Annotated in this window: 12 protein-coding genes; 4 read left to right on the top strand and 8 right to left on the bottom strand. The window is 67.9% G+C overall.

Going from position 1 to position 13,168, the window contains the following annotated elements:
* Positions 1-141: 141 nt before the first annotated feature.
* Entirely contained in the window at positions 142-1,098 is a 957-nt protein-coding gene (locus ACXAFN_RS12465; RefSeq protein ID WP_474989131.1) for a helix-turn-helix domain-containing protein, read from the top strand.
* 86 nt (positions 1,099-1,184) lie between these two features.
* On the opposite strand, the gene trpC is transcribed toward ACXAFN_RS12465, so the two are convergent.
* The 5 genes from trpC to ACXAFN_RS12440 all read right to left on the bottom strand — a co-directional run bounded on the left by trpC (position 1,185) and on the right by ACXAFN_RS12440 (position 6,340).
* Positions 1,185-1,982: an indole-3-glycerol phosphate synthase TrpC gene (gene trpC / locus ACXAFN_RS12460; RefSeq protein WP_474989130.1), complete on the bottom strand. Its 798-nt coding sequence runs from the start codon at positions 1,980-1,982 to the stop codon at positions 1,185-1,187.
* Between the two features lie 20 nt (positions 1,983-2,002).
* The gene (gene trpD / locus ACXAFN_RS12455; protein ID WP_474989129.1) at positions 2,003-3,022 is read right to left on the bottom strand and encodes an anthranilate phosphoribosyltransferase; all 1,020 of its coding nucleotides are present in this window, start codon (positions 3,020-3,022) and stop codon (positions 2,003-2,005) included.
* A 30-nt stretch (positions 3,023-3,052) separates the two neighbouring features.
* Positions 3,053-3,637 carry an anthranilate synthase component II gene (locus tag ACXAFN_RS12450; protein WP_474989128.1) on the bottom strand — a complete coding sequence of 195 codons (585 nt, stop codon included), beginning with the start codon at positions 3,635-3,637 and terminating at the stop codon, positions 3,053-3,055.
* 307 nt (positions 3,638-3,944) lie between these two features.
* Positions 3,945-5,432 (bottom strand): anthranilate synthase component I, encoded by a 1,488-nt coding sequence (gene trpE / locus ACXAFN_RS12445; protein WP_474990138.1) that lies wholly within the window; start codon positions 5,430-5,432, stop codon positions 3,945-3,947.
* Between the two features lie 242 nt (positions 5,433-5,674).
* The gene (locus ACXAFN_RS12440; RefSeq protein ID WP_474989127.1) at positions 5,675-6,340 is read right to left on the bottom strand and encodes a phosphoglycolate phosphatase; all 666 of its coding nucleotides are present in this window, start codon (positions 6,338-6,340) and stop codon (positions 5,675-5,677) included.
* 287 nt (positions 6,341-6,627) lie between these two features.
* Between ACXAFN_RS12440 and ACXAFN_RS12435 the strand changes: the two genes are divergently transcribed.
* Positions 6,628-7,923: an NAD(P)/FAD-dependent oxidoreductase gene (locus ACXAFN_RS12435; protein ID WP_474989126.1), complete on the top strand. Its 1,296-nt coding sequence runs from the start codon at positions 6,628-6,630 to the stop codon at positions 7,921-7,923.
* Between the two features lie 74 nt (positions 7,924-7,997).
* Here ACXAFN_RS12435 and ACXAFN_RS12430 read toward each other — a convergent pair whose 3' ends face one another.
* The 3 genes from ACXAFN_RS12430 to rpe all read right to left on the bottom strand — a co-directional run bounded on the left by ACXAFN_RS12430 (position 7,998) and on the right by rpe (position 9,993).
* Complete coding sequence (locus ACXAFN_RS12430) at positions 7,998-8,843, bottom strand: mechanosensitive ion channel family protein (RefSeq protein ID WP_474989125.1); 846 nt, start codon at positions 8,841-8,843, stop codon at positions 7,998-8,000.
* 137 nt (positions 8,844-8,980) lie between these two features.
* Positions 8,981-9,292 (bottom strand): GIY-YIG nuclease family protein, encoded by a 312-nt coding sequence (locus ACXAFN_RS12425; RefSeq protein ID WP_474989124.1) that lies wholly within the window; start codon positions 9,290-9,292, stop codon positions 8,981-8,983.
* Between the two features lie 2 nt (positions 9,293-9,294).
* On the bottom strand, positions 9,295-9,993 hold the full coding sequence (gene rpe / locus ACXAFN_RS12420) for a ribulose-phosphate 3-epimerase (protein WP_474989123.1): 699 nt from the start codon (positions 9,991-9,993) through the stop codon (positions 9,295-9,297).
* Positions 9,994-10,123: 130 nt separating this feature from the next.
* Between rpe and ggt the strand changes: the two genes are divergently transcribed.
* A complete protein-coding gene (gene ggt / locus ACXAFN_RS12415) occupies positions 10,124-11,854 on the top strand; it encodes a gamma-glutamyltransferase (RefSeq protein ID WP_474989122.1) in 1,731 nt (576 codons plus the stop codon).
* Between the two features lie 270 nt (positions 11,855-12,124).
* On the top strand, positions 12,125-13,147 hold the full coding sequence (cysP, locus tag ACXAFN_RS12410; RefSeq protein ID WP_474989121.1) for a thiosulfate ABC transporter substrate-binding protein CysP: 1,023 nt from the start codon (positions 12,125-12,127) through the stop codon (positions 13,145-13,147).
* Positions 13,148-13,168 lie beyond the last annotated feature (21 nt).

Below are 13,168 nucleotides of genomic sequence, written 5' to 3'. Positions count from 1 at the left end.
AACGAATGTTGCTACAGGAGAGAGTAACGAGCGCGTCACGAGCGCCGTTATCGTTTTCCGGCAAAACCCAATAAATCATTACCAACAACAACTTGCCCCATAGAGCACCACGGTGGAGCGGGGCAGAAGGAGTGACGCCACATGTCACAGACGATGCGAACCCCCGAGCGTGCACCACGGAAGTGCAAGCAGGAAGCCTGGGACGCCAACGAGCATGCCCACAATCTGACCGACTGGGCCCAGGAGTACGATCAGTTCGGACAGGGCCGTTTCTATGGCCGCATCGACGAGATTCACCTGCCCGAGATGCAGGTCTTCAAGGAACACACCAGCCATGCGCTGGGCCAGCAGTGCAACGTCTGGCCCGACTCGCTGTGGATCGGCATTCCCGCCGAGGCGGGGGACTGCCGCATCAACGGCCACCGGGTCGGCGAACGCGACGTCATGTGCCAGCCCGGCGGCCATGACTTCGAGCTGGTCACCCCGGACACCTTCGATATCTACGGGCTGGTGGTCGGACGCGACTGGCTGGAGCGCACGGCCGGCGAGGCCTCGCGCGCCCTGCTGGAGACCGACCCGGAGCGTCTGATGTGCCTGATGCTGCCGCCCCAGACGCGCCAGGCGACGACCTTCCTGATCGAGCGCCTGCTGGGCCTGCAGGGCGACGGGGTCGTGCCCCGGGTGCATCAGGACATTCTCGGCCTGGCCCTTCAGGCGATCCTGCGCGAGGAGGCGCCCAACACCGAGCGCCCGCCCAGTTATCATCACCGCCGCCAGGTCGTCGATCGCATCCGTGCTCACCTGGAGAGTGGCGAGACGCCGCCGGTGAGCCTCGATGAACTATGCGGCATCGCCCACGTCAGCCAGCGCACCCTGCGCTACAGCTTCGCCAGCATCCTCGGCGTGAGCCCCATTCAATTCCTGCGCCTGACACGGCTCAACCGGGTGCGCCGCCGCCTGTGCGAGCCGGACGCCGCCACCACGGTGAGCCAGGCGGCCGGCGACTGGGGCTTCTACCACCTGGGGCAATTCGCCCGCGACTATGGGCGGCTGTTCGGCGAAGCGCCCTCCGCCACCCTCGCCCGGCATCGCCGCTGAGCCGGCCTCGGCCGCCCCGATGCGCAGTACCACGACGCCCCCGGCGATGACTCGCCGGGGGCGTCGTGGTACTGCGGGGCGCCGGGCTAGTAGAACAGCCGACGCAGCGCCTCGCCGGGCGCCTCATCCCGCATGAAGGCCTCGCCCACCAGGAAGCCGTGAACATCGTGCTCGCGCATGCGCAGCACGTCATCGCGGCAATGGATGCCGGACTCGGTGACCACGGTGACACCGGCGGGGATACGCGGCAGCAGGTCCAGCGTGGTCTCGAGGCGGGTCGCGAAGGTGTGCAGGTCGCGATTGTTGATGCCCACCAGCGAGAGGTCCAGCGCCAGGGCACGCTCCAGCTCGGCGGCATCGTGGACCTCGACCAGCACGTCCATGCCGAGCTCGGTGGCCTGACGATGCAGGTCGGCCAGGCGGGCGTCATCCAGTGCGGCGACGATCAGCAGGATGCAGTCGGCGCCGATGGCCCGGGCCTCGCTGACCTGGTAACCGTGGGTAATGAAGTCCTTGCGGATCACCGGCAGCGAACAGGCCTCGCGGGCCTCGACCAGGAAGTCCTCGTGGCCCTGGAAGAAGTCGGCATCGGTGAGCACCGACAGGCAGGCCGCCCCGCCCGCGGCATAGCTCGTGGCGATCTCCCCCGGGCGGAAGTCCTCGCGGATCACGCCCTTGGAGGGAGAGGCCTTCTTGACCTCGGCGATCACCGCCGGGTCGCCGTCGCGCATGCGCTCGTCCAGGGCGGCCACGAAGCCGCGCGGGGCCGTCTGTCCGGCGGCGCGCGCCAGCAGGTCGGCCTCGGACAGACGCCGCCGACGCTCGGCGACCTCCTCGTCCTTGCGCGCCAGGATGCGGGTCAGGATGGTCGGAGTATCGTTCATGTCATGGATCCTGAGCTGGGCTACTGGGCGAAGACGCGAGTGAAATTGGCCAGCTCCTTGAGCTTCTCGTGGGCCAGCTTGCAGTCCTGGGCATCCTGCGCCAGGGCCACGCCTTCCTTGAGGGTGTCGGCAACGCCGGCGGCATACAGCGCCGCCCCTGCGTTGAGCGCCACGATGTCGGCCGCCGGGCCCTCGCCGGTCAGCGCCTGCTCCACCAGCCGCAGGCTGTCCTCGGCGGTCTTCACCTTGAGGGCATCCAGGTCATGGCGGGCGATGCCGAAGTCCTCGGGGACGATGGTGTACTCGCGGATGTCGCCGTCCTTGAGCTCCGCCACCCGAGTGGGGGCGGCCAGCGAGATCTCGTCGAGGCCGTCCTCGGCATACACCACCAGCGCATGGCGGCTGCCCAGGCGCTGGAGTACCTCGGCCATCAGCGGCACCAGTTCGGGCGCGTAGACGCCGAGCAGCTGATTCGGGGCCCCGGCCGGGTTGGTCAGCGGCCCGAGGATGTTGAACAGGGTACGCACGCCCATCTCGCGGCGCGCGGTGATCGCGTGGCGCATGGCGGGATGGTGGTTGGGGGCGAACATGAAGCCGACGCCCACCTCCTCGATGCAGCGCGCCACCTGGTCGGGGGCCAGGTCGAGGCCGATGCCGGCCACGGCGAACAGATCGGCGCTGCCCGACGACGACGACACCCCGCGGTTGCCGTGCTTGGCCACGTGGGCGCCGGCGGCGGCGGCCACGAAGCTCGAGGCGGTGGAGACGTTGAACAGGTTGGCGCCGTCGCCGCCGGTGCCGACGATGTCCACCACGTTCTCGGCGTGCAGGGTCACCGGCTTCATCAGCTCGCGCATCACCTGGGCGGCGGCGCTGATCTCCTGTGGGGACTCGCCCTTCATCGCCATCCCCATCAGGAAGGCGGCGATCTGGGCGTCGCTGGCCTCCCCGGTCATGATGGTGGTCATCAGCGCATGGGTCTGATCGAAGCTCAGGTTCTCGCGGCGCATCAAGGCGCCGAGGGCTTCCCGCATCTGCATGGCCGTCTTCTCCTTTGGCAGTGGCAGCATTCAGCGACGCTCGAGAAAGTTGGCCAGGAGCTCATGGCCCTGGCGCGTGAGGATGGATTCGGGATGGAACTGGACGCCCTCGACATCGAGTTCGCGATGGCGCATGCCCATGATCAGCCCGGGAGTGACGTCGTCCTCGTCGGTCCAGGCGGTGACCTCGAGGCAGGCCGGCAGGCTGTCGCGGTCCACCACCAGCGAATGATAGCGGGTGACCTCCAGCGGGTCCTCCAGGCCGGCGAACACGCCCTGCCCTCGATGGCGAATCCGCGAGGTCTTGCCGTGCATGACCTCGGGGGCGCGCCGCACCTCGCCGCCGAACACCTGGCCGATGGCCTGATGGCCCAGGCAGATGCCGAGGATCGGCAGGCGGCCGGCGAAGTGGCGGATCGCTTCCATGGAGATGCCGGCCTCGTTGGGCGTGCAGGGCCCCGGCGAGACCACCAGGTGGCTGGGCGCCAGGGCCTCGATCTGCTCCAGGGTGAGGGCATCGTTGCGATGGGTCACCACCTCGGCCCCGAGCTCGCCCAGGTATTGCACGACATTGAAGGTGAAGCTGTCGTAGTTATCGATCATCAGCACGGACATGGCGATAAGATCCTGATTTCCTAGACTTGGATTCGTGATCCGGTGATTGTTACCCAGCATCTTGCCCGGGTCGGCGAGTCGGGCCTGCCAGCCGTGCAGGGATCAATAGACACAAAAATGCCGCCCTGACGGCGGCATTTTCTTCGGTCGCAAGCGTGCCGCCCCTTCGCTCAGGAGCGCCACCACGCCATCGGGCCGAATGTCTGATCTGGTACGTTCATGCTCGTCATAGTGCTCGTCGGCGGCCGATCCTGTCAAGACGCCCGGCCCCCGCCATGACAGGGCCCGGCGCTGCCTCGAGACGCCCTCATTCGAGGTTGTCCAGCCCGCGCTCGGCCATGGCCACGGCGCGGAACAGGGCGCGACGCTTGTTGATGGTCTCCTGCCACTCGGCCTCGGGGTCGGAGTCGGCGACGATGCCGCCGCCGGCCTGGACGTGCAGCTCGCCGTCCTTGATCACGGCGGTGCGGATGGCGATGGCGGTATCCATGTTGCCATGCCAGGAGAGATAGCCCACGGCCCCGGAATAGACCCCGCGCTTGACCGGCTCGAGCTCGTCGATGATCTCCATCGCCCGCACCTTGGAGGCCCCGGACAGGGTGCCCGCCGGGAAGGTGGCGCGCAGCACGTCCATGGCGGTCATGCCGGGGCGCAGCCGGCCGGTGACCTGGGAGACGATATGCATCACGTGGGAGTAGCGCTCGACGGTCATGTTGTCGGTGACCGTCACCGAGCCGGGCTCGCTGATGCGCCCCACGTCGTTGCGCCCCAGGTCGATCAGCATGACGTGCTCGGCGATCTCCTTGGGATCGCCCAGCAGGTCGGCCTCCAGGGCACGATCTTCTTCTTCGGTGGCTCCGCGGTGGCGTGTGCCGGCGATGGGCCGCACCGTCACCTCGCCCTCCTCGAGGCGGGTGAGGATCTCCGGCGAGGAACCCACCACCTGGTGGTCATCGAGGTTGAGGAAGAACATGTAGGGCGAAGGATTCAGGCTGCGCAGCGCCCGGTAGAGATCCAGCGGCGGCGCCTGATAGGGAATCGACATGCGCTGCGACGGCACGCACTGCATCACGTCACCGGCCTTGACGTACTCCTTGATGCGCTCGACCGCGTCCTTGTAGCCCTGCTCGCTGAAGCTGGCGTGGAAGTCGTCCTCCGACACGTCGTGACGCCCGGTGCCGGGGCTGCGGGTCTCCACCAGCCGCGAGCGCAGCTGCGACTCCAGCGCCTCCAGCCGCGCGGTGGCGCGGGCATGGGCCTCCGGCTCGGCGGGATCGACGTGGGTCCACAGCGTCAGGCGCCCCGAGAGGTTGTCGAACACCACCAGGTCGTCGCTGACCATCAGCAGGATGTCGGGCACCCCGAGCGGATCGGGCTTCTCGACGCCGGCGAGCCGCGGCTCGATGTAGCGGATGGTGTCGTAGCCGAAGTAGCCGACCAGGCCGCCGTCGAAACGCGGCTGGTCGTCCAGGCGCGGCACCTTGAAGCGCGCCTGGAAGGACTCGATCCAGGCCAGCGGATCCTCGACCTCGGCAACGCCCTGGGTCTCGCCGTCGACGATGTGGGAGACCCGGTAGCCGCGCACCTCGATGCGTTCCCGACACGGCAGGCCGATGATCGAGTAGCGGCCCCACTTCTCGCCGCCCTGCACCGACTCCAGCAGGAAGGTCCAGGGCGCGTCGGCGAGCTTGAGATAGGTCGACAGCGGCGTGTCGAGGTCGGCCAGCACCTCGCGGGTGACCGGGATGCGGTTGTAGCCGGCCTCGGCCAGCGACTGGAAGCGTTCGAGGGTCATCATGGGCCCGTTTCCTCGGAGTGATGAAGGTGGGTAGCGCGGTGGGAGACGGTCGGCACCGACTCAGGACACGAGCGTCACCATCGCCAGCCGCCGAGCATGCCGGTGGCACGAGGAAGGCGGACGGCGGTCGAGGAAGCGGAAAAAGCCGGCATGATGCAGGGTTCCATCGGGCGATGTCGGGATCGTATATAACGAAAAATTATCAATTGCCGCACTATTATAGCGCAACTCGATTTACCCTAAACGAGTTCCGCCAGCGATTCAACTATCGCATCCGGCCGGCTCGCCGCCACCGGCTCGCCATGGTTGTAGCCATAGGGCACCGCCAGGGTGCGGAAGCCCGCCGCCTTGCCGGCGGCGATGTCATGGCGCGAATCCCCGACCATCAGGCAGCGGGCCGGCGGCACGTCGAAATGCTCGGCGACGTGGAGCAGCGGCAGGGGGTCGGGCTTGCGGCGTGCCAGGCTGTCGCCGCCCAGGCACAGCGAAAAATGCTCGGCGATGCCCGTGGCCTCGAGGATCGGCGCGATGAAGGCCGCGGGCTTGTTGGTCACCAGCGCCAGGGGCCGGCCGCTGACAGAGAGCGCCTGCAGGGCCTCGCTCACGCCGGGGTAGAGCCGGGTCCGGGCGCAGGGCGTTTCGCCATAGCGGGCCAGGAAGCGCTCGTGGGCCGCGTCCAGGAAGGCCGAGGCCGGCGCCTCGCCCAAGGCATCCTGCAGCGCGCGCTCCATCAGCACCCGCGAGCCGTTGCCCACCCAGTCCCGCACCCTCGCCTCGCCGGCAGGCGCCAGCCCCGCCTCCTGAAGGGCGGCGTCTACCGCCGCCGCCAGGTCGGGCACCGAATCGACCAGGGTGCCGTCGAGATCGAAGGCCAGCAAATGGATATCGGACAACAGGGCATGCATGACGGGCTCCCGGCAGCAGGTCGAGGATGAATCGGCGGACAGCATGGCACGGCGACGGCGGCCAAGGAATGTCATATTACCGAGTCGGTGGCCCACTACCCGTTTTGGGGCATAGGCAGCAACCGGCGAGAGGCATATGCTAGGGGCAGACGTCGCCGCTACCGGGGCGCGAGCCCTCGCGACGCCACGACCGCCTCACTGCGGCCCGTGACGCCGACGAGACGCCCGCCACGACCCAGGCGACCCTTTACGCAAGTGTCCTTTTCCACTTTCTTCAGGAGTCTCGCATGACGCTACCACGCATCGTGGTGGTCGGCGGAGGCGCGGGCGGACTCGAGCTGGTGACCCGGCTCGGCCGCAAGCTCGGCAAGCGCAAGCGTGCCGAGATCGTGCTCGTCGATCGCAACCCCACCCACATCTGGAAACCCCTGCTCCACGAGGTCGCCACCGGGGCGCTGGACTCGGGACTTGATGAAATTTCCTACCAGGGCCACGCCCGCGCCCACGGCTACCAGTTCCAGCTCGGCACCCTCACCGGCCTCGACCGTGAGGCCCGGACCCTGACCCTGGCGCCGGTGCTCGACGACGACGGCGCCGAGGTGCTGCCCGCCAGGTCGGTCCCCTACGACGAGCTGGTGCTGTCCCTGGGCAGCGTCAGCAACGACTTCGGTACCCCCGGCGTCGCCGAACACTGCCATTTCCTCGACAGCCCGCATCAGGCGGAGCAGTTCCGCCAGGCCATGCTCAACGCCTTCCTGCGCTACAACGCGCCACAAGAGCCCTCGGCGAAGATGGTAGTGGGCATCGTCGGCGCCGGCGCCACCGGCGTGGAACTGGCCGCCGAGCTCTACGGCGCCTCGCAGATGCTCAACAGCTACGGCTTCACCACCCTGGACAGCGCCCACCTCGAGGTCCACCTGATCGAGGCGGCCCCCAAGGTACTGCCCGCCCTGCCCGAACGCATCAGCGGCGCGGTGCACGCCGAGCTGGAGCGCCTGGGCGTGCGCGTGCACGTCGACACCCGGGTCACCGAGGTCACCGAGCAGGCCATCGTCACCGCCGACGGCGAGCGCATCGACATCGACCTCGGCGTCTGGGCGGCCGGCATCAAGGCCCCCGCCCTGCTCTCGGAACTGGGCCTGACCACCGAGCGCAACCATCGGCTCAAGGTCGAGGCCACCCTGCAGAGCCTCGACGACGCCGACATCTTCGCCTTCGGCGACTGCGCCAGCTGCCCCCAGGAGGATGGCTCCACGGTGCCACCCCGGGCCCAGGCCGCCCACCAGCAGGCCGACCGGCTCTACAAGAACCTGCTGGCCCGCCTGGACGGCAAGCCCCTCAAGCCGTTCGTGTTCCGCGACCGCGGCTCGCTGATCTCGCTGGCCCACTTCGACGCCATCGGCAGCCTGATGCGCGGCGCCTCGGCGCGCAGCCTGTTCATCGAGGGCCACCTGGCCAAGCTCTTCTATGCCTCGCTCTATCGCATGCATCAGCGGGCGATCCATGGCTCGCTGAAGACCGGCCTGATGGTGGTCGTCGACGGCCTGAACAGGTTCCTGAAGCCGCGCCTGAAGCTGCACTGAGCGCGGCTGGGCTCGCCTGAAACGACGCGGGCCCCGGCGATTGCCGGGGCCCGCGTCGTTTGCGGAAGGCAGGCTCAGCGCTCGAGGCTCGCCTCACCTTCCTTCTCGGGGTGGTGATAGACGTGCACGTCGCGCTGCGGGAAGGGAATGCTGATGCCCTCGGCGTCGAAGCGGCGCTTGATCTCCTCGGTCATCTCCCAGAACACGTCCCAGTAGTCCGCCGCCTGGACCCAGGGGCGCACGATCCAGTTGACGCTGGAGTCGCCCATGGCGGACATGCGGATGTTGGGCGCGGGGTCGGCCAGCACCCGCGGGTCGTCGGCCACCACGCTCTCCAGCACCCGGCGCACGGTATCGATGTCGTCGTCGTAGCCGACGCCGACCACCAGGTCCACCCGGCGGGTGTCATGGCTGGAATAGTTGGTGATGGCACCGCTCATCATCTGGCCGTTGGGCACGATGATCTTGCGGTTGTCCGGCGTCCTGAGCTCGGTGGTAAAGATCTGCACGTCGTCGATGGTGCCGGAGACGCCACCGCCCTCCACGTAGTCGCCGATCTTGTAGGGGCGGAAGATGATCACCAGCACCCCCGCGGCGAAGTTGGCCAGCGAGCCCTGCAGCGCCAGACCCACCGCCAGGCCGGCGGCACCGAGCACGGCGATCAGCGAGGTGGTCTGGATACCCACCTGGCTGATCGCCGCCAGCACCACGAAGACCATCATCAGGGCAAAGAGAATATTGCCCAGGAACTTGACCAGCAGCGGGTCGAGCCTGCCGCGCTGCATGGCCTTGACGGCGAAGCCGTGCAGCAGCTTCACCACCCAGCGGCCGATCACGAAGATGGCCAGTGCCGCCACCAGGTTGATGACGAAGCTCGCGCCCTGCACCTGCACGAAGTCGGTGATCCATTGCGTGTCCATTTGCTCTCCCTGTCACGTTAGGCAGGCACTGGATCAGTGCCTGCATGGGCAAATCGCCATGTTGCAAGATGCGCGACGCCGTCGCTTATCCTCCCAGGCGCCGCCTGCGCTCCATATGCCTTGCGCCGCCCGTCGATCTACTCGGCGCCTTCCGAGGGGGACGCCCCCGTTTCCGCGTTGCTCCGACGTTCTGCCAGCCAGCGTCGCTTGGCCGCGGCGCTGTGCCGCTTGAACGCCGCCTCGCGCTTGAGCGCCTCGCCGTGCGCCCCCACACGTTCGTGATATACCAGATGCAGCGGCCCCTTGCCACGCAGCGCCTTGGCCCCGCGCCCGGCCCGATGCTCGGCGAGGCGCCGGGTCACGTCGGTGGTGATGCCGGTATAGAGCGCCCCGGCGGCCGTCTCGATCACGTAGAGATGCCACTCGGGCCCCGCGGCCGCCTGCGTCACGCTCAGGCCTCGGCCAGGGCGCGGCGGAACTCGCCGATGATGCCGTCGTAGCGGTGCGGGTCGGCCGCGTTGCGGGCCTTGAACACCGCCGAGCCGGCGACGAAGGTATCCGCCCCGGCGCGGGCGATCTCGGCGATATTCTCGACCTTGACCCCGCCGTCGATCTCCAGGCGAATCGGGCGCCCCGAGGCGTCGATGCGCCGGCGCGCCTCGCGCAGCTTGTCGAGGGTCGCCGGAATGAAGGACTGGCCACCGAAGCCGGGATTGACGCTCATCAGCAGCACCATGTCGACCTTGTCCATCACGTGGTCGAGGAACGACAGCGGGGTGGCCGGATTGAACACCAGGCCGGGCTTGCAGCCGCCGTCACGAATCAGCTGCAGCGAGCGGTCGATATGGTCGGAGGCCTCGGGATGGAAGGTGATGTAGGTGGCGCCGGCGTCGATGAAGTCGCCGATCAGCCGATCCACCGGCTTGACCATCAGGTGGGCATCGATGGGCGCGGTGACGCCGTGCTTGCGCAACGCCTCGCAGACCATCGGGCCGATGGTCAGGTTCGGCACGTAATGGTTGTCCATGACGTCGAAATGGACGATGTCGGCGCCGGCGGCGAGGACATCGTCCACCTCCTCGCCGAGGCGGGCGAAGTCGGCGGAAAGGATCGAGGGCGCAAGCTGGTAATCGGGCGTCGAATCGCTCATGTAACGGGGGTCCTGTCGAGTCGCGGTCATGATGGCCGGCATTCTAACAGGAACGCGCGCGACCGCCTTGCGCCATCGGCGTTCGGCGACAATAGTGAAGGTTCCGCCGTTCATGACCAAGGAGGCGTCAATGCCTTTCTCCCAGCTGCGCCGTGCCCTCGGCACCGGCATGTTGAGTGCCGCACTCGCCGCCCCGACCGCCGCCCTGGCCCAGTCGGCCATCCTCGAGGGCGAGCGCTTCCACCCCGAGGTAGGCGAACGGGGCATGGTGGCCACCAGCCACTTCCTGGCCTCGCAGGTCGCCCATGACGTGCTCGCCGACGGCGGCAACGCCGTGGATGCGGCGGTCACCGCCGGCTTCGCCCTGGCGGTGACCCAGCCGCGCTCGGGCAACATCGGCGGCGGCGGCTTCATGCTGATCTCCGACGAGGACAGCGGCGAGGTGATCGCCATCGACTACCGGGAGACCGCGCCGGCCGCCGCCACCGAGACCATGTTCCAGGACGAGGACGGCAACGCCGTATCCGAGTGGTCGCGCTTCACCCACCGCGCCGCCGGGGTCCCCGGCACCGTGGCCGGCCTGGCGCTGGCCCTCGAGGAATACGGCACCCTGAGCCTGGCCGAAGCGCTGGCGCCGGCGATCCGCCTGGCCGAGGACGGCTTCGTGGTACCCCAGCGGTTCGTCGACGGCGTGGCCGAGGCCGGCGAACGCCTGACGAAATGGGACGCCACCGAAGCGATGTTCTACAAGGAGGACGGCAGCCCCTACGCCGTGGGCGAGACCTTCCGCCAGCCGGACCTCGCCGCGACGCTCAAGCGCATCGCCGAGCAGGGTGCACGGGAGTTCTACGAGGGCGAGACCGCCGAGCTGATCGTCGCCGAGATGGAGCGCCACGACGGCCTGATCACCCGCGAGGACCTGGCCGGCTACCAGGCGGAGATCCGCGAACCCAGCCACGGCACCTACCGCGGCCATGACGTCTACGCCATGAGCCCGCCCTCCTCCGGCGGCGCCCACATCGTGCAGATGCTCAATATCCTCGAGGCCTACGACATCGGCGAACTGGGCTTCGGCGCCGCCGACACCATGCACCTGATGGCCGAGGCCATGAAACGCGCCTATGCCGACCGCGCCGAGCACCTGGGCGACACCGACTTCGTCGAGGTGCCCCTCGACGGCATCACCTCGGAGGGCTACGCCGACGAGCTGCGCGCCGAGATCGCCATCGACCGGGCCACGCCCAGCGCCGAGATTTCCGCCGGCGACCCGGCGCCCTATGAGTCCAACGAGACCACCCACTTCTCGATCGCCGACGACGACGGCCTGGCGGTCTCCAACACCTACACCATCAACTTCAGCTACGGCTCCGGCATCGCCGTGGAGGGCGCCGGCTTCCTGCTCAACAACGAGATGGACGACTTCTCCGCCAAGCCCGGGGTGCCCAACGCCTACGGCCTGATCGGCGGCGAGGCCAACAAGATCGAGCCCGGCAAGCGCATGCTATCGTCGATGACCCCGACCATCGTCAAGCGCGACGGCGAGAACTTCCTGATCACCGGCAGCCCCGGCGGCTCGCGGATCATCACCACCACCCTGCAGGTGCTGATGAACGTCATCGATCACGGCATGAACATCCAGTCGGCGGTCAGCGCCCCGCGCCTGCACCACCAGTGGCTGCCCGACGAGCTGCGCGTCGAGGCCGGCTTCAGCCCCGACACCCTGTCGCTGCTGGAGGCCCGCGGCCACACCATCAGCCAGCAGTCGGCCATGGGCGCCGCCCAGTCGATCGTGATCGACGACGGCCGCTTCCATGGCGGCGCCGACCCGCGCCGCTCCACCTCATCCGCCATCGGACTCTGATGGCCCATGCCCCCGGCCAGGCCGGGGGCACTCCCTTTCTCTACTTTCTCTACTTTCTTTACTTTCTCTTTCCCTCTTCCCTCTTTTCTATTGCCTTGCACCTCGCACCTCGCACCTCGCGCCTCGCGCCTCGCGCCTCGCACCGCCAGGCCTGGTGTCCCTTGTCGATAGCCTTAGATAAAAAAGGAATTAATAACACGCTTGTAATTACACTTGGCGATTATTACCTTGGCCTTCAACGTCAACCCTTCGTGGATCCAAGGAGTCATCATGTCGCCGCTGCCCCTCGTCCGTCGCACCCTCTCCACTGCCGTCGTCGCCACCGGCCTGGGCATCGGTCTCGCCGCCCCGGCCATGGCCGCCGAGCGCGAGCTGCTCAACTCGTCCTACGACATCGCCCGGGAGCTGTTCGCCGAGATCAACCCGGCCTTCAAGGCACACTGGGAGGCGGACCATGACGACACCCTGACCATCAAGCAGTCCCATGGCGGCTCGTCGGCGCAGGCCCGCGCCATCCTGCAGGGGCTCGGGGCCGACGTGGTGACCTACAACCAGGTCACCGACGTCCAGGTGCTGGCCGATGCCGGCCTGGTGGCCGAGGACTGGCAGGCGCAGCTGCCCAACAATGCCTCGCCCTACTACTCCACCACCGCCTTCCTGGTGCGCGAGGGCAACCCCCTGGGCATCGAGAGCTGGGCCGACCTGGCCGAGGAAGGCGTCGAGCTGGTGTTCCCCAACCCCAAGACATCGGGCAATGGCCGCTACACCTATCTGGCCGCCTGGGGCGCCGCCGATCGCGCCTTCGACGGGGACGAGGCGCAGATCGAAGACTTCATGCGCACCTTCCTCGGCAACGTCAAGGTCTTCGATACCGGCGGTCGCGGCGCCACCACCAGCTTCATCGAGCGCGGCATCGGCGACGTGCTGATCAGCTTCGAGTCCGAGGTCAACAACATTCGCCAGGAGTACGGCAGCGACGCGTACGAGGTGATCGTGCCGCCGGTCAGCATCCTGGCCGAGTTCCCGGTCGCCGTGGTCGGCGAGAACGCCGAGGAGAACGGCAACGCCGAGCTGGCCCAGGCGTACCTGGATTACCTCTATACCGAAGAGGCCCAGCGGATGCTCGCCGGTTTCAACTACCGCGTGCATGACGAGGCGGTGGTCGAGGCCTTCAGCGATCGCTTCCCCGAGACCGAGCTGTTCGAGGTCCAGGACGTCTTCGGCGGCTGGGACCAGGCCATGGAGACCCACTTCAAGAGTGGCGGCACCCTCGATCGCCTGCAGCGCCGTTGAGTGACGCCATGAACGAGGCAT

This window comes from Halomonas sp. ABH4_019 (assembly GCF_056159885.1).
This window is presented reverse-complemented; position numbering and strand designations above follow the sequence as displayed.

Bases quoted from the DNA above. Each gene is read 5' to 3' on its own strand.
- ACXAFN_RS12440 (WP_474989127.1), bottom strand. From the start codon at position 6,340: ATGCATGCCCTGTTGTCCGATATCCATTTGCTGGCCTTCGATCTCGAC.
- rpe (WP_474989123.1), bottom strand. From the start codon at position 9,993: ATGAGCGATTCGACGCCCGATTACCAGCTTGCGCCCTCGATCCTTTCC.
- ACXAFN_RS12430 (WP_474989125.1), bottom strand. From the start codon at position 8,843: ATGGACACGCAATGGATCACCGACTTCGTGCAGGTGCAGGGCGCGAGC.
- cysP (WP_474989121.1), top strand. From the start codon at position 12,125: ATGTCGCCGCTGCCCCTCGTCCGTCGCACCCTCTCCACTGCCGTCGTC.
- trpD (WP_474989129.1), bottom strand. From the start codon at position 3,022: ATGCAGATGCGGGAAGCCCTCGGCGCCTTGATGCGCCGCGAGAACCTG.
- trpE (WP_474990138.1), bottom strand. From the start codon at position 5,432: ATGACCCTCGAACGCTTCCAGTCGCTGGCCGAGGCCGGCTACAACCGC.
- ACXAFN_RS12450 (WP_474989128.1), bottom strand. From the start codon at position 3,637: ATGTCCGTGCTGATGATCGATAACTACGACAGCTTCACCTTCAATGTC.
- ACXAFN_RS12435 (WP_474989126.1), top strand. From the start codon at position 6,628: ATGACGCTACCACGCATCGTGGTGGTCGGCGGAGGCGCGGGCGGACTC.
- trpC (WP_474989130.1), bottom strand. From the start codon at position 1,982: ATGAACGATACTCCGACCATCCTGACCCGCATCCTGGCGCGCAAGGAC.
- ACXAFN_RS12465 (WP_474989131.1), top strand. From the start codon at position 142: ATGTCACAGACGATGCGAACCCCCGAGCGTGCACCACGGAAGTGCAAG.
- ggt (WP_474989122.1), top strand. From the start codon at position 10,124: ATGCCTTTCTCCCAGCTGCGCCGTGCCCTCGGCACCGGCATGTTGAGT.